Raw genomic sequence first — 21,482 nt, 5'->3', positions numbered from 1 at the left:
TCACGCAAATCCTGATAAATCGGGTCATTTTGCGCAAATGATCGTGAGTCTGCCGATTCCGTCAAGCGATTTCTTGGTTAGCCAATGGATAACAAACTGGATTCGACGAAAAAATCATATGGAATTCCGGAATCTTAGCTCAATTGTCAGCTGACAATGGCGGCCATGTCCGCATCCATCACAGCCAGTCTTAAAGGATCGCAGCACATTTTCGATGCGACTCAGCGTCGTTGCCGGCTCATCGAAGAGCACCTTCCGCTGCTTCGCGCCAACCGATCAGGCAATCCCATCTCTCATTTGTATGCGGACGAACGATATAGATTTTCTGTTTCCAGCCCCCGGACGGGTTCATTGCCGGAAGGCTTGTCATTTGCGTCCTGGGCTTCAGGATCGCGGCGTGACGGAGCAACGCCGAGCATTTGTTCCAGGCGACCAGCATTGAGCGGAGCGCTTATTCCCTTGAAGTTCATGATCCATCTTTCGTCTGCGCATGGCTTGCGTGAAGCGCAGAGATAAGCGCAATTTGAACCCGCAGAGAACGGCCCGGCGGCGTTATCACCATCTTTTCCAGCGCGAGGCAGGATAGGGGAGGGGAGGCCTCCGTCTTCCAAGCGCTGCCCCGAAGCGGCCGCGACGCTAGATCCCGGTTCGCTTCTGCGCGCAGAGACCGAGGAGGGTCTCGCAGGCAGGGCCCGACACGCGGAAGGCTGCATCTCTGCCGGCACCGGCGAACCGGCGCTACCTCGGATCATGCGGCATTGCCAGAATTGGGAAGTGCCGGCTGCGGGTCTTACGACGGGAGAGCGCCGCTGCTGCGCGCTATCGGGGGAGGGGACGTCTAACCTGAATTTTCTCGCCGATCTAAGTCGGCTGAGTACTGGGGGCAACTGGCGTTAAAGGGGTGGGAGTTCGTCTATCCGGAGATCCGATTAACGGCCAGGCCGGTAAATGACACCAGTGCAATCACATGCCGGCAGTTGAACGCGAATAGGGTTGCGACATCCCGCGGCGGTCATCATCCGCGAAGATCACAACAGCGCATGCTAGGCGAATCAGGTCTCGGCGGGTATGATCGATGTGCTGGTTAGGATCGTGCGTTGGTATCGCAGACGTTCCGCGCCAGCCTGATCGGCTAGATATCATTCCATTTTTCGCAGAGCGGCAATCTCTCCTAGCGGAACTTATTGGCCAGTTCGCTTCCGTCTACGGAATTCCTTCTTGTTTACCTGCTATTTACCATAATGCTCCACCGCGGCGGCCGAATCGGCATCTCGGTCGATTTCGCGTTTCTTGTAGCCGGCACGCGCGGGACAGGATTCCGCTATCGCACCTTCGTTCCCTCGCGATTGGTAAAATGCGCGTTGCCCAACCCCGTGCCGATGGTCAGCACCGCCCATCTCGACACGTCGTTCATAAAAGGGATCTGCGACAATCCCTGCACGACGGCATCGTTGTGCATCATCACGAATGTGCTGTCGTCGCCGATCTCAGGAATGGCCTTCATCAGTGCGGCCGGAAGGTTGAAGCTATCACTCTCCCAGTTTCCGCCCGGCAGGTTCTGTCCGCCACGTTCGATTGAGCCATCGGCTTTGATGATGCCGGGGCATGCGATCCCGATGATCGGCGCCGGCTTGAGATTGGCCTTCTCGGCCTTGCCGATCAGATCCCGTAACATTGCGACCAACTTCTCGATGGTGGCGGTGCGGCTTGGCTCATCGTCGGCATGACGCCAGATGGCGGATTCCCAGACGCTCGCATCCGCAAAATTCGGCACGTCGTCCTTTCCGAATTGAACGACGCCGGCGCGAACGTTCGTGCCGCCGATATCGACAGCGAGGATCGCCTCGTGACCTTTGAACATCCAGCGCGGCATCAGGTGGACCGCTCCGATCAATCCGGCCTCATCGGGGTGGTGAACGATCGGCACGACTTCGACGTCGACGCCGGCCGCTTTGAGAATGACCATGGTCCTGGCGATTGTTAGTTCGCCAAAGTGGCTCCGACGGAAGCCGCCGCCAACGACGATACGTTCTGTCTTTCCCCAGCGTTTGTCCTTCAGAAACTTGCCTATCACATCGGCAAAGTCTTGCGCAAAATCCTCCACTGCCCCCATGACCAACGCCGCCGCCGCCAAATCATCGCCCTTCAAAATAGCGTCGATTTTTTTCTTGGACAGCTTCTCCGTCGCGGTCTTGCCGATCGGGTCGTCTCCGACCTTGCGGATGCGTTTTCTCCAATCGTCGAGCTTCTGTTGGAAGGTCTTCTTGTTTGCGTTGTCGCCAACGAAACCATCCTTGTCACGCAGTTCGTTGTTGTAATCGTCGATCGTCACCAATGGCAGGTTTAACGCGCCATGCGCCAACGGGGCATTGACCTCATCGCGGGGATCGGAACTGCTTTTGGCCATCAATGTACCTTCTACGGTGCGAGTGCTCGAACGGGCGGCGGGATACAACGCGGACTAACCTCTGGATGTTCCGGAGTCTGAAAAGCCACCTTGTCCTCGTCGGCCGGCGACCTAGCTTCAATGGTTGCAGAGTTTGGAGAATGCCGTGCAAGACGACGACGCTACTCAGGAAATGCTTTCACTGGTCTTGGAAGAGCCCGATCACTGGGCGATGTTTCTCGATATCGACGGGACGCTGCTCAATCTCGCGCCCACACCGGATGCGATCGAGGTCCCGGAGGCTCTTCCCGGACAACTTCATCGCCTGTCGAACAAGCTCGGCGGGGCCCTGGCGCTGGTCACCGGACGATCGCTTGCCTACGCAGACGAGCTGTTCAAACCCTTTGCATTTCCGACAGCAGGCCTCCACGGCGCGGAAATCAGGAACGCCGCGGGCATGCAGACGGTCGAGGCCACAGCTGAGTTTCAGGCGCTGAAGCATGCGCTGACCACGGAAGCCGAGCACTATCCTGGAGTCTTGATCGAGGATAAGGGTGCGGCCGTTGCCGCCCATTACAGGCTCGCGCCCGAATATGAAAAGGTGCTCGAAGAGCGCATGCACCACTATGCGGAGCTCGCCGGGCCGAACTGGGCATTGCAGCTTGGCAAGATGGTGTTCGAGCTGCGTCCGGCACGGTCGAGCAAGGGCGATGCGCTGGAGCGGTTTTTCCAGTCCGACCCCTTCAAGAACCGCTGCCCGATTACTATCGGCGACGACCTCACCGACGAGTCGATGTTTGCGATCGCCAATGCCCGCGGCGGCGTTTCCGTGCGTGTCGGCGCGATCGGCACCCCGAGCTGCGCCACGAGCCGGCTGTCTTCTTCTGCGCTTGTCAGAAACGTGATTGCAGCCTTGGCCGCCTGAGGCCCGCCCTTGGACGATGTGCAAGGCGAATTACTGCCGTCTTTACACCGGCTACCCAGCGCCGATTGTCAAAAAAGTATCGGTTTTAGCCGGGAATCGTGGTGGCGGGCATGACACGAGCCCATTACACTCCCCTTCAACAATAAAGCCAAAAAGGGAATTTGGCTGGCGGCTTGGAACCGCCCTCGGAGGAGGAAGCAATGGAACCTGACTTGGAAGTCATTCAGATCCGTCCGGGCGAATCTTTCGCAACGAAGGCGCATGGCTATCCCTACCATACGGTTCGTTGGCATTTTCACCCTGAATACGAACTTCATCTCGTCGTGGCGACAACAGGACGCTATTTCGTCGGCGACTTCATCGGCGAGTTCGAGCCTGGTAATCTTGTGCTTGCCGGGCCTAATCTTCCTCATAACTGGATCAGCGATGTCCCGACGGGATCGAGCATCCCGCTTCGATGCCAGCTCATCCAGTTCAGCGAGAATTTCATCATCGACACGATGAAGGTGCTGGCCGAACTCGGCCCCTTCGAACCTGTTCTCGAAGCCTCCCGCCGCGGCGTGCTTTTCGGCGCCGAGACCAGCCGGCAGGTCGCACCTTTGATGAACGAGGTGCAGCAGGCGCAGGGTGTGCGCCGTATCGAGCTTTTCATGATGATCGTCGGCCTGCTCAGCCGCGCACAGGATGCGCAGCTTCTCGCCAGCCCGAGCTATCTGCCCGATCCCTCCGGTTACATGTCGGCCGGCATCAACAAAGCGCTCGCCTATATCAGAGAACACCTGACCAAATCCTTCGACGAAGCCGATCTCGCGGCGATTGCTGGACAATCGACGGGCGCCTTTTCGCGCGGCTTCCGCCGCCATACAGGCATGTCGCTGGTGCAATATGTCAAACGCCTGCGCATCAACCTGGCCTGCCAGATACTGATGAGCGATGACCACGCATCGATCACCGATATCTGCTTCGAGGTAGGCTTCAACAATCTGTCTAACTTCAACCGGCAGTTTCTCGCGGAAAAAGGCATGACGCCTTCCCGTTTCCGACGGTTGTTGGGTGACAATATCAACGTGGCAAAGGCGGCCTAGAGGAGCCGAACGAGCACGTCCAAGGGACGAGGAGGACGAGGAGGAGGAACGAAAACTGACACTGACTTGAACGCGGGCACGCGATGAGCGGCTCGTGATCGGAGATGCTTGTCCTCAAAACCGTCAAACCGCCGGGACAGGCGCGACCGTTCCTTCAGCCGAACGGCCACCACAGAACAGTGCGATCACTACACAATTTTTTCAATGGGAGGAGATGGAAATGATGAAATTCTCAACACGGGCGGCAGGCGCCGCGGTATTTGTCCTGTCTTTACTGGGCGGTACGTCCGCCTTTGCGCAAACGGCCGTCTCGGATGCGACAGTCGCATTCCTCATGCCCGACCAGGGCTCGACCCGCTACGAGGAGCACGACCACCCGGGCTTCGTCGCGGAAATGAAGAAACTTTGCGCGTCATGCAAGGTTCTCTATCAGAACGCCGATGCCGATATCGCAAAACAGCAGCAACAGTTCAATTCTGCCATCACCCAAGGCGCCAAGGTCATCGTGCTGGACCCGGTGGATTCGGCGGCCGCCGCATCGCTCGTCCAGCTCGCACAGAGCCAGGGCGTCAAGGTCATTGCCTATGACCGTCCGATCCCGAAGGGGAAGGCCGATTTCTACGTCTCCTTCGACAACAAGGCGATCGGCAAGGCGATTGCGGAATCGCTCGTCCAGCATCTGAAGGCACAGAACGTGCCGACCGATGGCGGCGGCATCCTGCAGATCAACGGTTCACCGACCGATGCGGCTGCCGGGCTGATCAAGGACGGCATTCATGAGGGCCTGGCGAGCGGCGGATACAAGACGCTTGCCGAATTCGACACACCGAACTGGCAGCCCGCGAACGCCCAGCAATGGGCGGGCGGCCAGATCACCCGTTTCGGCAAACAGATCGTCGGCGTGGTCGCTGCCAATGACGGCACTGGCGGCGGCGCCATCGCAGCCTTCAAGGCGGCGGGTGTTGATCCGGTGCCGCCAGTAACCGGCAATGATGCGACGATCGCTGCGCTACAGCTGATCATAGCAGGGGATCAGTACAATACGATTTCCAAGCCGAGCGAAATCGTCGCCGCTGCCGCTGCCAACGTCGCCGTGAAGCTCCTGGCCGGAGAAACGCCGAAGGCCGAAATGACGCTCTACGACACGCCGGCGCAGCTTTTCGTCCCTGCTGTCGTTACCGCCGAAAACCTCAAGGCCGAGATCATCGACAAGAAGATCAACACCGCCGAGGAGCTGTGCACCGGCCGCTATGCCGACGGCTGCAAGAAACTCGGCATCACCAATTAGTCGAGCCAAGAGAAAGCGCGGCTGGGCCACCGGCCGCGCTTCCGATTTTCGCTTTTTCGAAAGGCCAGGCGATGTCTGAAACCTCTCATACTCCTGACCCTTCCCGTCAGCCTGTCCTCAGTCTGCGTGGAATATCGAAGAACTTCGGAGCAGTGTCGGCGCTCACCGATATCGAACTCGATGTGTATGCCGGCGAGGTCGTGGCGCTCGTGGGCGACAACGGCGCCGGCAAATCGACGCTGGTCAAGATCCTGGCCGGCGTGCACCAGCCAAGCTCGGGCACGATCCTGTTCGAGGGCAGGCCAGTGACCCTGCCGAGTCCAAGTGCTGCTCTCGACCTCGGCATCGCAACCGTCTTCCAGGATTTGGCGCTTTGCGAAAATCTGGACGTCGTCGCCAATATCTTTCTCGGCAAGGAGCTCAGCCCCTATCAGCTCGATGAAGTCACGATGGAGATCGCCGCCTGGAAGCTCTTGAACGAGCTTTCGGCCCGCCTTCCGAGCGTGCGCGAACCCGTCGCCTCGCTCTCCGGCGGACAGCGCCAGACGGTAGCGATCGCCCGATCGCTGCTGCTCCAACCGAAACTGATCATGCTCGACGAACCCACAGCAGCGCTCGGCGTTGCCCAGACCGCCGAGGTACTAGACCTCATCGAGCGCGTGCGGGAGCGCGGCCTCGCCGTCATCATGATCAGCCACAATATGGAGGATGTTCGCGCCGTCGCCGACCGTATTGTCGTCCTTCGGCTCGGCCGCAACAACGGCACCATGCCGCCCGACGCATCCAACGAACAGCTCGTCAGCGCCATCACCGGCGCATCCAACAATTCCGTCTCGCGCCGCGCGATGCGCCGCAAGGCGCAAAGCCAACAAAACGAGGAGGGCAGGCCATGATGAAGACCATCCAGAATGAACCCGCAGCACCTGCGCTCCTCGACCGACGTGACGAAAGAGTGCACCACGACGATAGCCTTGCCGGCTCGATCCGCGCCTTTGGGGATCGCATCCGCTCCGGCGATCTCGGTTCGCTGCCGGTCATTGTCGGCCTGGCGATCATCTGGACGGTGTTCCAGGCGCTCAATCCGGTGTTTCTCTCGAGCAGCAACCTCGTCAACATGCTGTTCGACTGCTCGACCGTCGGCGTCATCTCGCTGGGTATCGTCTGCATCCTGATGGTGGGTGAGATCGATCTGTCCGTCGGCTCCGTCAGTGGCTTCGCCTCGGCACTGGTCGGCGTCTTCTGGGTCAACCAGGGCTGGCCGGTGGTCCTGGCGATCCTCGCCGCCATGATTATCGGCGCCCTGATCGGCTCACTCTACGCGTTTCTCTTCAACCGCTTCGGGATGCCGAGCTTCGTGTCGACGCTGTCGGGGCTGCTCGCGGTTCTCGGCCTGCAGCTCTATATCCTCGGAGCGACCGGTTCGATCAATCTTCCCTATGGTTCCTGGCTCGTGAGTTTCGGCCAGATCATGGTCATGCCGGACCCGGTCGCCTATCTGCTGGTGGCGCTTGCCGGCATTGCCTTCTTCTTCTCCAGCTACCGCACCTCGGCGCGCCGGCGGGCGGCTGGCCTGTCGGCAAAATCGGCCCGTGGGCTGCTTCTGCGCGCCGTCATCATCACACTCGCCCTGGAAGCTGTCGCGTTCTATCTCAACCAGTCGCGCGGCATTCCGTGGATGTTCGGCCTTTTCGTCGGGCTCACCGCCGCCATGAATTATGCGCTGACGCGCACCAAATGGGGACGCTCCATGCATGCCGTCGGCGGCAACAGGGAGGCTGCCCGCCGCTCGGGCATCAACGTCTCGCGCATCTATATGAGCGCCTTCGTCATGTGTGCTCTGCTTGCTGCCACCGGCGGCGTTCTCTCCGCCGCACGACTGGCGACGGCAAGTCAGCAGGCCGGCACGGGCGATGTCAATCTCAATGCCATCGCTGCGGCAGTCATCGGCGGCACGAGCCTGTTCGGCGGGCGCGGCAGTGCCTATTCAGCCCTTCTCGGCATCATCGTCATCCAGTCGATCGCCAGCGGGCTGACGCTTCTCGATCTGTCGTCGTCGCTTCGATACATGATCACCGGCGCTGTCCTTGCCGTCGCCGTCATCGTCGACTCGCTGGCACGCCGATCGCGAATTTCGCACGGCCGAGCCTAAAGCAACCAGAAAGCAGAGGAAACAAATGGGACAGGATCTGTCTGGAAAAGTCGCGGCTGTCACCGGAGCGGCGTCGGGTATCGGCCTTGAATGCGCCAAGACCATGCTTGCCGCGGGCGCTCGGGTCGTGCTGGTCGACCGGAATGAAGACGCCTTGAAGGAAATCTGCTCGAAACTCGACGCCAACGCCATTCCCTTGGTCATCGATCTCATCGATCCGAAAAGCGTCGAACGGATGATGCCTGAGATTCTGGAGAAAGCCGGCCAGCTGGACATCTTCCACGCCAATGCCGGCTCCTATATCGGCGGCGAGGTGCTGGGCGGCGACCCGGATGCCTGGGACCGGATGCTCAACCTGAACATCAACGCCGCCTTCCGTTCGGTGCATGCCGTTTTGCCGCATATGGTCGAGCGCAAGACCGGGGATATCATCCTGACGAGTTCTGTCGCCGGCATGATCCCCGTCGTCTGGGAGCCGATTTATACGGCCTCGAAACACGCGGTCCAGGCATTCGTCCACACGCTGAGGCGGCAGGTGGCCAAGCATGGCTTGCGCGTCGGCGCTGTCGCTCCAGGCCCAGTCGTCACCGCCCTTCTCAGCGATTGGCCGCAGGAGAAGTTGGACGAGGCGCTCGCAGCCGGCGGCCTGATGGAGGCGAACGAAGTGGCCGAAGCCGTGCTCTTCATGCTGACACGCCCACGCAACATCACCATCCGCGATCTCGTCATCCTGCCGCAGAGCGCCGACATCTGACGAAAGTGCATCCGCCTTCTACACTCGCGAACCCACTCAAGAGGAAACGGCCATGATCTTCGACAGATTTCGCCTGAACGGACAGGTGGCGCTGGTGACTGGCGGCACGCGCGGCATCGGGCTTGCCATCGCCGAGGCGCTCGGCGAGGCGGGTGCCAAAGTCATCATCACCGGCAGAACCCGCAATCCGGCCGCGGAAGACCAGCTCTCCAAGGCCGGCGTCGATTGCGATTTCATCGCCATCAACCTGACGAAGGAAAGCGCTGCAGACGAACTCGTCGCTGAGACTCTTTCGCGGGCGGGGCGGCTCGACATCCTCGTCAACAATGCCGGCATCGCCATTCACGGCGACAGCGGCGAATTTCCCGATACCATCTGGCGCGAGATCATGACGGTCAATGTCGACGCCGTCTTTCGCGCCTGCCGCGCCGCATTAGCACCGATGCGGCGCCAAGGCGGCGGCGCCATCCTCAATATCGGCTCGATATCGGGCATCGTGTCCAACATTCCCCAGAACCAGGTCGCCTATAATACCTCCAAGGCGGCGGTCCACATGATGACGAAAAGCCTCGCCAGCGAAGTTGCCGCCGAGAATATCCGCGTCAACGCCATCGCCCCCGGCTACATCGAGACCGATCTGTCGCGCGGCGGCATCGACAATCCCGACTGGTTCCCGACCTGGCGCAGCATGACCCCGATGGGACGCGTCGGGCAGCCGGAGGAGGTGGCGGGTGCTGCATTGTTCCTCTGCTCGGCGGCGGCAAGTTATGTCACTGGCGAAGTGCTGGTTATCGACGGCGGTTATACGACGCGGTGAGACGCGAACACCAGATTGGGGCAGGGTGGCTCGCAGCAGCTTGGTCGGGGGGAGGGAGTTTCTCCCCGTCCTGCGTGTCTGATAATCGTGAAGTAGGCCTCGTCGAGGAGAGCAGTCAGCTCCCCCGCACATCGTATCGGTGCGATCTCAGCCAGATAAAATTTGCAGGGGGATGGTGATTTCGAACTCGGTGCCGGCGCTGGTCGTCTTCACCAGGCGGATCGTACCGCCATGAGAGCTCAGCATGGCACGGACGATACCGAGGCCCATGCCGGTACCGCCCTGTTCGCGGCGGGTTGAGAAGAACGGCTGAAAGATGCGTTGGCGATTTGCCTCGGAAATACCGCTGCCGTCGTCACAGACAAGAATGACGGCTGTTCGGGCATCGACCGATATTCTGAGTTCCAACAGCGTGGCACCGTGCTGAAGAGCGTTTTCGGCAAGATTGGCAAACACGATGCCGGCTGCCTCCTGGGGAAGAGCAACCGATATTTCCGTATCGCCGGCGCCGGAAATATTGAGAGCGGGAAATCGCCCGCGCAGTGAGGATATGATGTCCGTGATGCTGCTTCTGCCCTCGGCGACAGGCGTTTCCGCCTGCGCAAGTTCCCTCAGCCGCTGCAACAATGCATCGAGCCGGACGGCATCGGCGATGATGTTGTCGAGAAAGTGCAAATGCTGCGCCTTCGTCATCGGCCTTTCGGCATCGTCATCGCGCAAAAGCTCTGCCGCACCGCGGATGGCCGTCAGCGGCGATTTCAGTTCGTGGGAGACATGGGCGGCAAAGGAGCGAACATATTCGGTGCGATCGACCAGTTTTCCGGCGAGATCGAGGAAGCTTTGCGACAGGACGGCGATCTCGCGCGTTCCATAGCTTTCAAGCGGCTGGATTGCTCCCTTGCCGCCGCGGGCGATCTCTTCCGTCCGGGCGATCAAAGCGTCGATAGGCCCGGTGATGGTGCGCGTCAGCACATAGGCAACGCCGAGCGTCAGGATGAAGGCGACGACGAGGGCGCCGATCTCCGCTGGTGCCATCCGGTTCGAACTCGCCTCCACGGCACGAAACCAGATGACGATCAGGATCGGCAGCGCCATGACCGCGAGAAGCACGACATAGACGATCAGCGCCAGCGTCGGCCGCCATTTCGTCCTGACTTTCGGTGCCGACATCAGGCCTTCCTCCCGCTTTCGATGCCGAGTTTGAAGCCGATGCCGTGAACGGTTGCAATGATCGCGGAACCGCCGACCGCCAGGAACTTGGCCCTGATGTTGCGGATATGGCTGTCGATCGTCCGGTCAGCGACATAGGTTCCAGCGCCATAGGCCGCCGCCATCAGCTGTTCGCGGCTGAAGACCATATCGGGGCGTGACAATAATGCGTCCAGGATTGCGAATTCGAGCGCTGTCATTGCGATGGTGCTCTCGCCAAACATAACCGTCCTGCCACGCCGATCCAGGCTGAGTTCACCGGCGACAAGGGTGGCGTGGCGTCTGTCAGCCCCCGCTTCATTGCTGCTGCGCTTCAAAATCGCCTTGACCCTAGCCACGAGTTCGCGCGGACTGAACGGCTTGGTGACATAATCGTCCCCGCCGATTTCGAGACCGAGCACCCTGTCGATCTCCTCGTCGCGCGCCGAAAGAAACAGGATCGGCAATGCCGACGTCTTGCGGATATGGCGACAGACCTCCAGGCCGTCCATGTCGGGCATGCCGATATCGAGAATGATGAGATCGATGTTGCCGCGGCGGAAGGCCGTCATCGCCTCGGTGCCGTTACGGGCGGCCATCGATGCCAGGCCGGCGCGCTCAAGGGCGAAGCAAATCACGTCGCGGATATGAGGTTCGTCATCGACGACGAGAATGCGGGGCGCCATCACCAGTCCTGCATTGGTTTGTCGTGCCTGTTGTTATCGTTCTCGTTCTGTCTTGCAATGGGAGCCAGAAGATAGCTCTCCAACCGCGCCGCCCGGAAGGTCCAGTTCCGCCAGTCCCGCCGGCGCATCTCAAAATTCCTGGCGAGGTAGTACCGAACTGTCGCAGCTTGGCTCCTCTGGTCGATCAGGTGATCCGGCAGCTTGAGGAGGTAGAGATCGAGCGCCGGAATGACGGAAGGACCGAGCGAGGAGAGATAATCGAGGTCGAGCGGCGGGCCTTCATGGCTGATCTCCTGGCTGTGGGCGACATTGAAGCGGGCGATGACATCAGGGAAATCGATGAAGGCGCTGATATAGAGCACAGCAATCAGGGAAGCGAGGTTTGCGGCGATCAGCCACTCGTTGGATCGGTTGAGCAGAATGCGCAGCAGGATCAAGACAAGGCCGAAAGCGACGAGGCCCATCCAGAGACCGGCGGCGACGCGCAGTTCCGTCAGCGAATAGGCCTCGACGTAAAGCCCAAGCCGCAGCATCGAGGACAGGCAGAGAAGAATGTTCTGACCGATCCAGGCGTGGACGAGGCCGCGGATCAGCGAATTTTGATCGCCAGGCCCGCCGCGCCGCATGGCGACGAGAACAAAACCGGCGGCCAGAAGCGCCGTCGCAATCAGCGGATAGGCGCCGCGATGAGCGTATTCGGCATAGCTCATGTGATCGGGCAGGTCTGCGCCGCCCCAGAGATAGACGAGATCGAGAAGTGTCTGCACGGCAAAGAGCGCGTTGAAGAGGAGCAGCGACCGCAGCAGGGAGGCCTGGCCGAACGGTGCATTTCTGGTCGGTACGATGACGAACGCCCTGCTGGCTTGCGACCTCGCAATGCGCCGCTTCAGGCGCGGCCGCAACATCGCCCAGACCACAGTAGCGATCATCATCCAGAAGCCGATCCGCCAAAGGTCGAGAAACTGCAGCAGAACGGCAAAGCGGATGCTGCGCAGCGCGATCTCGATAAGCGGGTTTGCAGCCGCAAAGAGGAACACGAAGACTGCGGCGAGAGCGAGCGGCATGATCCAGAGGCCGACGCCCTGCCAAACGACGGTGAAGGAGAAACGTTTGGCCGGCGTCTTAAGATATGTCCTGATATCGTCGGCAAGCCGCAAGGGAATGACAAGAGTGAAACGGAGAAACACCAGCGGCAGACCGGTCAGACCGCGAGGCATAAGCCTGGCGCCGACGAGAGCAACCGCTATCAGCGCGCTGAAGCAAAGAGCGATGCCGGTTAATGAAGGCGCTTCCAGCAGAGGTGCCGACGCCAGAGCCGAGAAACCAAACAGGAGAGCAGGCATTGACGGCGCTCGGATCTTCCCGGCCGAAAGTAGAATGCCGGCGCAGACGGCGAGCGCAAACAGGAAAAGGTTTATCCCGGGCATCTGACCAAAGATCAGAAAATCAGCCAGCGCCACCAGCGCAAACAGCGTGGGGATCCGGCCACTGCCACGCCTGATGGGCATTGCTTCTGTCAGGGTGTCGGTTGTGTCCATTGGTGCTCCTCTCGCAGATGCCGCTTTTCGATCACGATGAGCATGGTTGCTGGGGTCTCCTCGGAGGCGGTTCCTCGAGGCCAGCTCGCCTCCGTCAGCCACCATCCGTCATTGCGGAGGCGATCCGGCAAAGCCGGACGGTGTGGCGCGAGGGGGATGTCGTTCTTGCTCATGGCGGAAGAATGCCGCGCCAAATTGCAGATTTTGTGCAGAGAGTGAGCAGCAATTCAGGAAAATCACCCGGACCTATGAGGTCATGCAGCAGGCCTCTCCAGATCATCGTGTGAAGATAGCCTAGTAGAATCTACGATTGCCGCGGACGGCTCTTTCCATTCGCGCGGGACGGCGTCGCCGGCCTGTTTCCGGCGATCGGGATCGAGGCAATCAGCCTGGCGAGAGCCGCCTGGGATCGTACCCCCGTTTTGCCAAAGCATCGGCCGGTGTGGGTTTTTACCGTGTTGGACGAAATTCCAAGAACCCGGGCAATCTCGGGCAGATTCATTCCGCTGCCGATCAGTGCGGCGACCCGGGTTTCGGCTTCGGTCAGGCCAAAGATGTGTTGCAGTTGTTGCGCTTGCCGACGCGTCTTCGCTTCCGGATCGACGATATGAATGAGGACGCGCGCTCCACTATCAACCGCATCCCATATCGAAACCGCTGTCGGTGCAAGCGGCGTGATCATCACCAGATAGGGCGGCAAACCCGATGGCCGGGAGATCGACAATGCCCCGTCGAAAGGCGTGTCTTCGCCATCGGCTATCAGCAAAGCCTGACGAATGGCGTTCACTAGGCGGGTGGATGTCTTCGAAATATGGGCGGCAAGCGAGGGTCTCTCGGATCGGCTGAGAAAAATGCCGTCGGCCTGCTTGAGCAGTGCTTCGGCAGCCGCATTCAAGAGAAGGACGGCACCCCGACTATCGATCAGCACGGCCGCATCCGCGATTGCATCGATCAGCCGTTGCGGCAATTCGGGTGCGCGGGCGATCCGGTTTACCTGAAAGGAAAGATCGATCGCCCGCGCCATATGCGGGCTCAGCCGCTCTAACCGTGCTGCCGCTTCCGCGGCGTGCTCGTCTTGCTGACGAGACAGGAACAGAGCGACACCGCCGATACCTCCCCGCTCGTGCAGGCTCGCATGCGGCAGGAAGAGCTGATTGAAGATGTTTTGAGGCTCGCAGATATCGGCGTAAAACGCGGAATGCCTTACGGCCTCTGCATCGATCAACCTATTGCCGACTGCAATCTCGCCCGGCTTTACCTTCTCGAATGCGCGGGCATAGGGGTTGCCCGTGTAATGCTGAAGATAGAGCGCATTCAAATCTTCACGCATGCGGCCGGGGATCAGAAAGCTGCCGCGGCCATCAGGTGCCTGATAGACAATATTTCCGGCGACGGCACCGACGTAATCAACGATCGCGCACAGCGTATCCGGCCATAGTTCTGAACGGACCGCCGCCTGATAGACAGCATCAACGATATCGACATGATCCATATCAGCGCCGCTCGTTTTCACGATGATGGTTCCGCCAAATGCAACGATCGCACCATTTCGATTACTGCCTAAATGTCTGAGAGGCAAGATAGCGAGCCTCACCCGATCAGGCGATATCTTGCGCCGTCTCGTTCACCGAATGACTTACCGGGATTTGTGAGAAGATCGTTGAAGAAATGGAGAGGGCTTCATCTGAATCTTGGCGCGCGCTTGGCATTGTGAAGCAATTCGGAGGCGGTCGCGAACGGGCCGAAAAGTTTGAGCAGCAGCGCCTGTTCCTCGGCATCTATCCGATGGCGAGCGCAGAACTCGGTTACGGACCAGACTTTCGTCAGATCGTCTGTCTCGATTTGCTTGGGTTCGATGTGTTCGGTCAAGGGCGTGTCCTCCGAACTTCGAGACTACTCCTCCGCCGCGTCTATAAGAACTAGCTAAAAAGGATTATATACCGGCGTCCCGCCGGGCCTTGTATCAGAGTGGCGAATATGCGGACGCCCGCCGATTGCGCGGCGGGCGTCGTGTCTCACTGATCTATCGCTGCGGATCAAACACCGACGCCGTCGGGATGGGCATCCGTGCCGGTGATGTTCAGCGTCACCTTGGCAGTGTCCGTGTGGCCTTCGCCATCGGAGATCTTGTAGTAACGGAGAACTTCCGTGTACGTCTGACCTGCATCCAGATCGGAGGTCAGTTCATAGGTGAATGTGCCATCCGCCTTGACGTGGAACATGCCGTAGGTGCCGGCAACGTCGGTAACGGCGCCATCCTTGGCGTCTACCTGCTCGGTCAGGAACTGACGCAGGAACATCTTGCCGTTGTCGCCGGCAATGTCGTTGTCCAGAACGTTGCCGCCGATGGCGCTGCCTTCGGTGAAGCTGAAGGTATCCTCGACTGCGATCGGCTTGACTTGCGTTACGCCCTGGATGTTCAGGGTGAACAGGCCGACATCGGTATGACCGCTGCCGTCGGAGATCTTGTAGGAAACCTTCTCCTGGAACGATTCACCGTTGGCGAAACCGATCTTGGCGGCGTCGCTCAGGACATAGGTGTAGCTGCCGTCCGGCTTGACGAAGAAGGTGCCGTAATCGCCCTGGATTTCGGTAACCTGGCTGTTGCCGCTCTTGGCGCCTACGCTTGCGCCGTCGAAGGCGCGCAGGAACAAGTGGCCGTTGTCGGAGGAATCGTTGGAAAGCAGATTTCCGGAAATAACGTCGGTTTCTTGAAATGTTGCACTATCATCAGTTGCATGTATCGGCGAAGCCATTGCTCTCTCCTCAAAATGTTTATTAGCGGGTCAATTTCGACCTCAGCGAGCGGCTCCTTTAACAACCTATTAATACTACAAGTCAATGGCCTATTTAACGGAAGGTTAATTTCGATGGCGATCTTCGCGTTGCTTCCATTCTGGCGGAATAATGTCACTCCCGCGCAAAATTGAAGAAAATTCGGCAAAAACTATACCCGGCTAACTTGAATAAAATGGTACTGAGTATATCTGAAGGCGATTGGCGATGCCCCGCGCCAACCATCCGGGCTATCCGTTGCAATTCTGCTCGCTGAGCCCTATGTTGCTGATGTACCCGATCCAAGCTGAAATCCAAGCCGTTGCCGGCTGCGGATTGAGACGCTTATGGATCGGCGCGCGCCTTAAGGCTGCGTGATGGGCAATCCCACAAACAATCGATAACGCTGGCCAAGGCCGGCAAAGGATTTCTTTTTGAACAATACACATACGACCACCGCGGTTGCGGCGGCGAATCCGCGTGAGGATGACGAGGCTGTCCGCAATGCTCCCAAGAGCTGGAAGCCGTTTCCCTGCCTTCTCACCCGCCGCGAATTGCAGGCTCTGATCGCCGAGCAGCTCGGCTGAGCGGCGATCGGCGCACCATCCCAAACAAGGAGAACTCGCAATGCAGGTACTCGTCAGAGACAACAATGTCGATCAAGCGCTCAGAGTCTTGAAAAAGAAAATGCAGCGCGAAGGGCTGTTCCGCGAAATGAAGGAACGGCGCGCCTATGAGAAGCCGTCCGAACGGCGCGTCAGGGAAAAGGCACAGGCGATCAGCCGACATCGCAAGGCTGCACGCAAGCAGATGCAGCGTGAAGGCCTGCTGCCCGGTCCGAAGCGGGCGGTGGCCGCTCGTTAGCGGCTTTATCCTCGCCAGCCTTCCCGGGCTTTGGCGGTTACATTCCCCTGAAAGGACAGACAATGGACGAACTCAATAGCCTCACCGTTTCGGAAGAACGCCTCGAGGATTGCCGCGATGTCGTGGAGCCGGATCTGCAGGATCTGATTCAACGCGCTCTGACATCGGGCTTTTCCCGGGAGGAAGTTCTCATCGCCGTCAGCGAACTGGTCGCCGAAGACTTTGCAATGGTCATGAAAACCCCAAGCGTCCATTGATCGACTGCGTACCTCAATCACCTTGGGAATGGGCTCATTAGGCCCGCCGACTGGGAACCTCGGCCGCGGCAGATGGTTACTTCGTCTCTTGCACAGATGGAGATGACGATGGCCAATCAAGACGATGCGACACGGGTATGGGAATTGATCGACAAGATCGGGTTTTGCATGCTGACGACCCGCAGCGGCGACGATCTGCGAGCCCGGCCGATGTCCGCCTATACCGCGCAGCTCGAGAATGCGATCTATTTCCTGACGGATGTCAGCAGTCACAAGGACGATGAAATCACTCGCTGGCCAAACGTGTGCCTCGCCTTTGCCGACACCAAGGGACAGAAATATGTTTCCGTATCGGGGACGGCCGAGGTGCAAAACGACCGGGAGAGAATCAGGGAATTATGGGCAACGCCGGCAAAGGCGTGGTGGGACAATCCCGACGATCCTTCCATCCGTATCCTCAAGATGACGCCGGCTTCGGCCGAATATTGGGACAGCCCGGGCACGATCATCAGCTATATCAAGATGGCGGCCGCAGCAGTCTCGAACACCAAACCTGATATGGGCGACAATGCCGAGGTCAAGCTCTAGCGCGTCGTCGGCCATTAAGGCCGCTTACAGCGCCGCATCTTTTAGACGCGCAAAGGATGCTGTAACACCTTGAATTGCTGCACCATTTTATCCTTGGATCGATTCCGGCTAAGGAATTATGCCGGAGCCGATGCCTTGACGAAATCGATGAATGCGCGGAGCGGCGCCGGTACCAGCCGACGCCCGGGGTAGTACAGGAACGGCCCGGAGAAGCGCTGCCACCACGGTTCGAGGATGGGCTCGAGCGCGCCACTGTCTATATGCGGGCGCAGCCAGTCCTCGAAGAGGCAGACGATCCCTGTTCCTGATATCGCTGCATCGACGGCCAGGTCGGTCGCCCCGCCGACCCGCACGATCAGCGGCCCCGTCGGATCGACCCGCACTATCTCGCCATCGCGCTCGAACTCCCAAGGCGCCGTCATCGCGCCGCTGGCAAAGCGACCCAATAGACAGGCATGGCCGAGCAGCTCGCTCGGATGTTGCGGCCGGCCACGGCGATCGAGGTAGTCCGGGGAGGCTGCGATGGCAAAGCGCTGGACGCGTGGCCCGATCGGTATCGCGATCATATCCTGCTCCAGCCGCTCGTCATAGCGGATGCCGGCGTCGCAGCCGGCCGCGATCACGTCGACAAAGCTCTCGTCGGTGACCACTTCCAGCCGAATATCGGGATAGGCGGCGAGGAACGGTGGAACGATGGAGGGCAGCACCAGCCGCGCCGCGCTGACCGGCACATTGAGGCGCAGCGCACCGGCCGGCCTGTCGCGAAAACCGTTGACGACGTCGAGGGCAGACTCCACCTCGCTCAAAGCAGGACCGAGCCGCTCCAGCAAGCCCTTGCCCGCTTCGGTCGGGACGACGCTTCGTGTCGTCCGGTTGAGCAGCCTGACGCCGAGCTGAGCCTCCAGGCGGCGCACCGCTTCGCTGAGGAAGGAGGCGCTGCTGCCGCTGACGCGCGCGCCTTCGCGAAAACCGCCGGCACGTGCCACGGCAACAAAGGCATTGAGATCACCCAGATCTGCCTTCATTGTTCGCCACTCCGCACAGCCTGTGCGGATTATAGCCAATTTTCACACGCGCCGACAATGCTTATCTTAGGCCTATCTTGGCGTCATCTCTTGAAAGGAATTTTGGTCATGTCCACTATCGATCAGTCCGGCACGTTCAACCTCGGCGGCCACAGCGTGAAGCGGCTCGGCTATGGCGCCATGCAGCTTGCCGGGCCTGGCGTGTTTGGCCCGCCCAAAGATCGTGGCGCGGCCTTGGCAGTGCTGCGAGAGGCGGTCGCGAGCGGCGTAAACCACATCGACACCAGCGACTTCTATGGCCCGCACGTCACCAACCAGATCATCCGCGAAGCGCTGCATCCCTATCGCGACGATCTCACCATCGTCACCAAGATCGGCGCCCGGCGCGGCGCGGACGGATCGTGGATTCCGGCCTTCTCGCGCGAGGAGCTGACGGAGGCGGTACACGACAACCTCCGCAATCTCGGCCTCGATGTGCTTGATGTCGTCAATCTCAGGATCATGTTCGACGTGCACGGCCCGGCCGAAGGGTCGATCGAAGCGCCGCTGACGGTGCTCGCCGATCTTCAGCGGCAAGGCCTGGTGCGTCACGTCGGGCTGAGCAACGCCACATCCAAGCAGATCACCGAAGGGCGTGGGATCACCGAGATCGTCTGCGTGCAGAACCAGTACAATCTGGCGCATCGGGCCGACGATGCCCTGATCGACGATCTCGCGCGCGGCGGCATTGCCTATGTACCATTCTTTCCGCTCGGCGGGTTCAGCCCGCTGCAGTCTTCCACCCTGTCCGATGTTGCAGCACGCCTCAACGCGACGCCTATGCAGGTGGCGCTCGCCTGGCTGCTGCGTCGCGCGGAAAACATCCTACTGATCCCCGGCACTTCGTCTCTCGGCCATCTCAGGGAGAACCTCGCCGCCGCCGGGCTCGCGCTGCCGGATGAGGCTCTCGAGCAGTTGGACGGCGTGGCTGGCAGCGTCGCCTGATGAAGTCCGAAATCGCAGGCGCGACGTCACGCTCTCAACGCGTGCTCAGGCTTTCGCCCAGTTGCAGGCTGATGACTTCCTTTGGCGGACCGAGAGGTCGCAGGCCTTCGCCGTCCATGTAAAGAACCCTGTCGGCGGCAGCGATGGTTTCCTGCCGGTGAGCGACGACGATGCGGGTAATGCCGAGTGAGCGTATGGAATGATTGACGCGCGCTTCGTTGGCGGCGTCCATGTGAGATGTGCCTTCATCCAGGAAAAGCATTTTCGGCTTTCGATAAAGCGCGCGCGCCAGCAACACGCGCTGCTTCTGGCCGCCGGAGAGGCTCGATCCCATGTCGCCGACGAGCGTTTCATATTGCATCGGCATTTTCATGATCTCGTCGTGAATTGCCGAAGCGCGTGCGGCATCGGCAATGGCTTCGAGATCGGCCTGCTCGGCAAACAGCGTGATATTGTCCGCTATGGATCCGGCGAAGAGATTGTCGTCCTGCAGGACGGCTGCGATCTGATCGCGAAAGCTCTTGTGACCGAACTGCTGGAGGGGAAGACCGTCGACGGCCACCTCACCGGATTGAGGCAACAGCAGCCCGAGCATCACCTTGAGGAGCGTCGATTTACCCATGCCTGACGGCCCGGTGATGGCCACATGTTCGCCGGCTTCAACGGAAAAGTCGATCTCCTGGAGAACGAGGGGATCGGTTGGAGAATAGCGGTAGGAAACGCTTTTGAGCTCCATCCGTCCTTTTAATTCCGTGACGGCCATGGAACTGGGGGCAAAGCTTCTGTCATCCTCCTCCAAGGCGATATCGGCCAAGCGTTCCAGATGCAGCCGTAGCATCAAGAACGCCATGCCCTGATCAACGAGATTGCCGGCCTTTTCGAGGAACTGACCTTTATAGGCGAGGTAGGCGAAAACCATGCCGACGCTGAAGCCGCCATTCATGACGAAGCCGATTGCGAGATAGATGGTGACGACATTCTCCAGGCCAAACAACAAGGCATTGCCGGTCGTTTGCCAAATGCCGATGCGCGAGGAGCGGATGTTGGCATTGACGGCATCCGTCAGCAATGTCTGCCACATGGCATGCCGCATCGTTTCACTATTGTAGAGACGAAAGGTCTGGATACCGCGTATCGTCTCGATGAGCGCCGTCTGTTCCTTGCCGTGCGCGATGATACTGCCTTCCTGGGCGCGGCGCTCGAACGAGAAGGAGATCAGACGAACGACGAAATAGAGGAAGAAGGCGGTCAGCGCGATCATTGCAAGCCTGGCGCTGTAGAAGAACATGATCGCCAGCGTCGTCAGCGCGAGCAATCCATCCACCAGCGTTCCAGCAACACCTTCCGTCAGCATTTTCTGGATCGGCGTCACCGACTGGAAGCGGGAGAGAATGTCGCCGACCTCCCGCTTCTGGAACCAGTCGAGCGGCAGCCGGAACAGTTTCCTGGCAATGTTCGAGGCGATGCCGAAGCCCAATGCCGAGCCCGCCGCCAGAATCACGAAGGAGCGAAGGAAACTCGCGCTCGCATTGAACACGGTGAACAGCCCAAAACCAAGCGCAAGCACCGCAAGCAGATCGTGGTCGAGCGCCGGCAGCGCGTTGTCTATGCCGATCTGCAAGTAGTAGGGCAGGGCAAGCACATAGATCTGCAACACGACACTGAGGAGGATGACCTGGAGGAATGAACTTCCAAGCCCGTTGATCCGCGTCCAGAGCTGCGACCAGCGCAACACCGTACGCTCCGTTTTCTTCTCGAATGCTTCGTTTGGCCGCAACTCCAGCGCAACGCCGGTAAAGTGGTCCGAAACCTCAGACATTTGAAGCCATTCACTGCGGCCAGCAGGGTCGTGGATCAGCGCCTTGTCGCCGGAAACCCGCTCGATGACGACGTAATGGTTCATGTTCCAGTGGAGGATCGCCGGCAATGCGAGATTGGGCAGCTCCTCCAGCGGCAGCTTGACGGCGCGAGGCAGGAGGCCGACCTGGTCTGCGATCTTGATCAGGCTCGACAGCGGGGCTCCTCGAAATGATGGGGTGAAACGTCGGCGCATCGTCGCCAGATCAACGTCGTGCCCGTAAAAGCTCGCCATCATTGCCAGACAGGCCAGACCGCATTCGCTGACCTCATTCTGACGAATGAGACGAATCCGTGAGGTTGAAAAGAACCCGGC

The 21,482-nt window shown here is 59.8% G+C and carries 22 protein-coding genes; 12 read left to right on the top strand and 10 right to left on the bottom strand.

The genetic code is table 11. The features are described from left to right. Positions 1 to 293: 293 nt before the first annotated feature. Both RlegSU303_RS33015 and RlegSU303_RS33010 read right to left on the bottom strand, forming a co-directional pair. Positions 294 to 470, bottom strand: a complete 177-nt coding sequence (locus RlegSU303_RS33015; RefSeq protein ID WP_017958285.1) for a hypothetical protein — start codon at positions 468 to 470, stop codon at positions 294 to 296. Between the two features lie 851 nt (positions 471 to 1,321). After that, positions 1,322 to 2,407, bottom strand: a complete 1,086-nt coding sequence (locus RlegSU303_RS33010) for an ROK family protein (protein WP_017958284.1) — start codon at positions 2,405 to 2,407, stop codon at positions 1,322 to 1,324. Between the two features lie 124 nt (positions 2,408 to 2,531). On the opposite strand from RlegSU303_RS33010, the gene otsB reads away from it, so the two are divergent. From otsB to RlegSU303_RS32975, 7 genes are all read left to right on the top strand, one after another. Then, positions 2,532 to 3,311 (top strand): trehalose-phosphatase, encoded by a 780-nt coding sequence (gene otsB, locus RlegSU303_RS33005; RefSeq protein ID WP_017958283.1) that lies wholly within the window; start codon positions 2,532 to 2,534, stop codon positions 3,309 to 3,311. 200 nt (positions 3,312 to 3,511) lie between these two features. Then, positions 3,512 to 4,396 carry a helix-turn-helix domain-containing protein gene (locus tag RlegSU303_RS33000; RefSeq protein WP_026158418.1) on the top strand — a complete coding sequence of 295 codons (885 nt, stop codon included), beginning with the start codon at positions 3,512 to 3,514 and terminating at the stop codon, positions 4,394 to 4,396. 214 nt (positions 4,397 to 4,610) lie between these two features. Beyond that, on the top strand, positions 4,611 to 5,684 hold the full coding sequence (locus tag RlegSU303_RS32995; protein ID WP_017958281.1) for an ABC transporter substrate-binding protein: 1,074 nt from the start codon (positions 4,611 to 4,613) through the stop codon (positions 5,682 to 5,684). Between the two features lie 71 nt (positions 5,685 to 5,755). Beyond that, the gene (locus tag RlegSU303_RS32990; protein ID WP_017958280.1) at positions 5,756 to 6,577 is read left to right on the top strand and encodes an ATP-binding cassette domain-containing protein; all 822 of its coding nucleotides are present in this window, start codon (positions 5,756 to 5,758) and stop codon (positions 6,575 to 6,577) included. Continuing rightward, on the top strand, positions 6,574 to 7,833 hold the full coding sequence (locus RlegSU303_RS32985; RefSeq protein WP_017958279.1) for a sugar ABC transporter permease: 1,260 nt from the start codon (positions 6,574 to 6,576) through the stop codon (positions 7,831 to 7,833). Before RlegSU303_RS32990 ends, RlegSU303_RS32985 begins: the two co-directional genes overlap by 4 nt. Positions 7,834 to 7,858: 25 nt before the next feature. After that, positions 7,859 to 8,587, top strand: a complete 729-nt coding sequence (locus RlegSU303_RS32980; protein ID WP_017958278.1) for an SDR family oxidoreductase — start codon at positions 7,859 to 7,861, stop codon at positions 8,585 to 8,587. Positions 8,588 to 8,639: 52 nt separating this feature from the next. Continuing rightward, complete coding sequence (locus RlegSU303_RS32975) at positions 8,640 to 9,404, top strand: SDR family NAD(P)-dependent oxidoreductase (RefSeq protein WP_094088839.1); 765 nt, start codon at positions 8,640 to 8,642, stop codon at positions 9,402 to 9,404. A gap of 147 nt (positions 9,405 to 9,551) precedes the next feature. Here the strand turns inward: RlegSU303_RS32975 and RlegSU303_RS32970 are convergent, their stop codons facing one another. From RlegSU303_RS32970 to RlegSU303_RS32945, 6 genes are all read right to left on the bottom strand, one after another. Beyond that, positions 9,552 to 10,574: a HAMP domain-containing sensor histidine kinase gene (locus RlegSU303_RS32970; protein ID WP_017958276.1), complete on the bottom strand. Its 1,023-nt coding sequence runs from the start codon at positions 10,572 to 10,574 to the stop codon at positions 9,552 to 9,554. Next, positions 10,574 to 11,278, bottom strand: coding sequence for a response regulator (locus RlegSU303_RS32965; RefSeq protein ID WP_017958275.1), 705 nt, complete (start codon positions 11,276 to 11,278; stop codon positions 10,574 to 10,576). The genes RlegSU303_RS32970 and RlegSU303_RS32965 overlap by 1 nt, the downstream gene beginning before the upstream one ends. Then, positions 11,278 to 12,816, bottom strand: coding sequence for a DUF4153 domain-containing protein (locus tag RlegSU303_RS32960; protein ID WP_231284093.1), 1,539 nt, complete (start codon positions 12,814 to 12,816; stop codon positions 11,278 to 11,280). Before RlegSU303_RS32960 ends, RlegSU303_RS32965 begins: the two co-directional genes overlap by 1 nt. A gap of 304 nt (positions 12,817 to 13,120) precedes the next feature. Further along, positions 13,121 to 14,308, bottom strand: a complete 1,188-nt coding sequence (locus tag RlegSU303_RS32955) for a helix-turn-helix transcriptional regulator (RefSeq protein WP_231284149.1) — start codon at positions 14,306 to 14,308, stop codon at positions 13,121 to 13,123. Positions 14,309 to 14,496: 188 nt separating this feature from the next. After that, on the bottom strand, positions 14,497 to 14,685 hold the full coding sequence (locus RlegSU303_RS32950; protein WP_017958272.1) for a hypothetical protein: 189 nt from the start codon (positions 14,683 to 14,685) through the stop codon (positions 14,497 to 14,499). A gap of 167 nt (positions 14,686 to 14,852) precedes the next feature. Next, entirely contained in the window at positions 14,853 to 15,572 is a 720-nt protein-coding gene (locus RlegSU303_RS32945; protein WP_094088841.1) for an Ig-like domain-containing protein, read from the bottom strand. 453 nt (positions 15,573 to 16,025) lie between these two features. On the opposite strand from RlegSU303_RS32945, the gene RlegSU303_RS32940 reads away from it, so the two are divergent. From RlegSU303_RS32940 to RlegSU303_RS32925, 4 genes are all read left to right on the top strand, one after another. Then, positions 16,026 to 16,178 carry a hypothetical protein gene (locus tag RlegSU303_RS32940; RefSeq protein ID WP_168291283.1) on the top strand — a complete coding sequence of 51 codons (153 nt, stop codon included), beginning with the start codon at positions 16,026 to 16,028 and terminating at the stop codon, positions 16,176 to 16,178. Between the two features lie 40 nt (positions 16,179 to 16,218). Next, the gene (gene rpsU, locus RlegSU303_RS32935) at positions 16,219 to 16,455 is read left to right on the top strand and encodes a 30S ribosomal protein S21 (RefSeq protein WP_003538346.1); all 237 of its coding nucleotides are present in this window, start codon (positions 16,219 to 16,221) and stop codon (positions 16,453 to 16,455) included. Between the two features lie 62 nt (positions 16,456 to 16,517). Further along, a complete protein-coding gene (locus RlegSU303_RS32930; protein WP_003538349.1) occupies positions 16,518 to 16,712 on the top strand; it encodes a hypothetical protein in 195 nt (64 codons plus the stop codon). 108 nt (positions 16,713 to 16,820) lie between these two features. Next, complete coding sequence (locus RlegSU303_RS32925; protein WP_017958269.1) at positions 16,821 to 17,300, top strand: pyridoxamine 5'-phosphate oxidase family protein; 480 nt, start codon at positions 16,821 to 16,823, stop codon at positions 17,298 to 17,300. 116 nt (positions 17,301 to 17,416) lie between these two features. Here the strand turns inward: RlegSU303_RS32925 and RlegSU303_RS32920 are convergent, their stop codons facing one another. Then, positions 17,417 to 18,325 (bottom strand): LysR family transcriptional regulator, encoded by a 909-nt coding sequence (locus RlegSU303_RS32920; RefSeq protein ID WP_131719368.1) that lies wholly within the window; start codon positions 18,323 to 18,325, stop codon positions 17,417 to 17,419. 108 nt (positions 18,326 to 18,433) lie between these two features. Here RlegSU303_RS32920 and RlegSU303_RS32915 point away from each other — a divergent pair, with 108 nt between their 5' ends. Further along, on the top strand, positions 18,434 to 19,309 hold the full coding sequence (locus RlegSU303_RS32915; RefSeq protein ID WP_094088843.1) for an aldo/keto reductase family oxidoreductase: 876 nt from the start codon (positions 18,434 to 18,436) through the stop codon (positions 19,307 to 19,309). A gap of 34 nt (positions 19,310 to 19,343) precedes the next feature. Here the strand turns inward: RlegSU303_RS32915 and RlegSU303_RS32910 are convergent, their stop codons facing one another. Next, a complete protein-coding gene (locus RlegSU303_RS32910) occupies positions 19,344 to 21,449 on the bottom strand; it encodes a peptidase domain-containing ABC transporter (RefSeq protein ID WP_269207230.1) in 2,106 nt (701 codons plus the stop codon). Positions 21,450 to 21,482 lie beyond the last annotated feature (33 nt).

The organism is Rhizobium sp. SU303, from assembly GCF_021052345.1.
Taxonomy (GTDB): Bacteria; Pseudomonadota; Alphaproteobacteria; order Rhizobiales; family Rhizobiaceae; genus Rhizobium; species Rhizobium laguerreae.
This window is presented reverse-complemented; position numbering and strand designations above follow the sequence as displayed.

What these genes read in the sequence shown, in the direction of transcription:
- RlegSU303_RS33015 (WP_017958285.1), bottom strand. Translation starts at nt 470, where the DNA reads ATGAACTTCAAGGGAATAAGCGCTCCGCTCAATGCTGGTCGCCTGGAA.
- RlegSU303_RS33010 (WP_017958284.1), bottom strand. Translation starts at nt 2,407, where the DNA reads ATGGCCAAAAGCAGTTCCGATCCCCGCGATGAGGTCAATGCCCCGTTG.
- RlegSU303_RS33000 (WP_026158418.1), top strand. Translation starts at nt 3,512, where the DNA reads ATGGAACCTGACTTGGAAGTCATTCAGATCCGTCCGGGCGAATCTTTC.
- RlegSU303_RS32995 (WP_017958281.1), top strand. Translation starts at nt 4,611, where the DNA reads ATGGAAATGATGAAATTCTCAACACGGGCGGCAGGCGCCGCGGTATTT.
- RlegSU303_RS32990 (WP_017958280.1), top strand. Translation starts at nt 5,756, where the DNA reads ATGTCTGAAACCTCTCATACTCCTGACCCTTCCCGTCAGCCTGTCCTC.
- RlegSU303_RS32985 (WP_017958279.1), top strand. Translation starts at nt 6,574, where the DNA reads ATGATGAAGACCATCCAGAATGAACCCGCAGCACCTGCGCTCCTCGAC.
- RlegSU303_RS32980 (WP_017958278.1), top strand. Translation starts at nt 7,859, where the DNA reads ATGGGACAGGATCTGTCTGGAAAAGTCGCGGCTGTCACCGGAGCGGCG.
- RlegSU303_RS32975 (WP_094088839.1), top strand. Translation starts at nt 8,640, where the DNA reads ATGATCTTCGACAGATTTCGCCTGAACGGACAGGTGGCGCTGGTGACT.
- RlegSU303_RS32970 (WP_017958276.1), bottom strand. Translation starts at nt 10,574, where the DNA reads ATGTCGGCACCGAAAGTCAGGACGAAATGGCGGCCGACGCTGGCGCTG.
- RlegSU303_RS32965 (WP_017958275.1), bottom strand. Translation starts at nt 11,278, where the DNA reads ATGGCGCCCCGCATTCTCGTCGTCGATGACGAACCTCATATCCGCGAC.
- RlegSU303_RS32960 (WP_231284093.1), bottom strand. Translation starts at nt 12,816, where the DNA reads ATGGACACAACCGACACCCTGACAGAAGCAATGCCCATCAGGCGTGGC.
- RlegSU303_RS32955 (WP_231284149.1), bottom strand. Translation starts at nt 14,308, where the DNA reads ATGGATCATGTCGATATCGTTGATGCTGTCTATCAGGCGGCGGTCCGT.
- RlegSU303_RS32945 (WP_094088841.1), bottom strand. Translation starts at nt 15,572, where the DNA reads ATGGCTTCGCCGATACATGCAACTGATGATAGTGCAACATTTCAAGAA.
- rpsU (WP_003538346.1), top strand. Translation starts at nt 16,219, where the DNA reads ATGCAGGTACTCGTCAGAGACAACAATGTCGATCAAGCGCTCAGAGTC.
- RlegSU303_RS32930 (WP_003538349.1), top strand. Translation starts at nt 16,518, where the DNA reads ATGGACGAACTCAATAGCCTCACCGTTTCGGAAGAACGCCTCGAGGAT.
- RlegSU303_RS32925 (WP_017958269.1), top strand. Translation starts at nt 16,821, where the DNA reads ATGGCCAATCAAGACGATGCGACACGGGTATGGGAATTGATCGACAAG.
- RlegSU303_RS32920 (WP_131719368.1), bottom strand. Translation starts at nt 18,325, where the DNA reads ATGAAGGCAGATCTGGGTGATCTCAATGCCTTTGTTGCCGTGGCACGT.
- RlegSU303_RS32915 (WP_094088843.1), top strand. Translation starts at nt 18,434, where the DNA reads ATGTCCACTATCGATCAGTCCGGCACGTTCAACCTCGGCGGCCACAGC.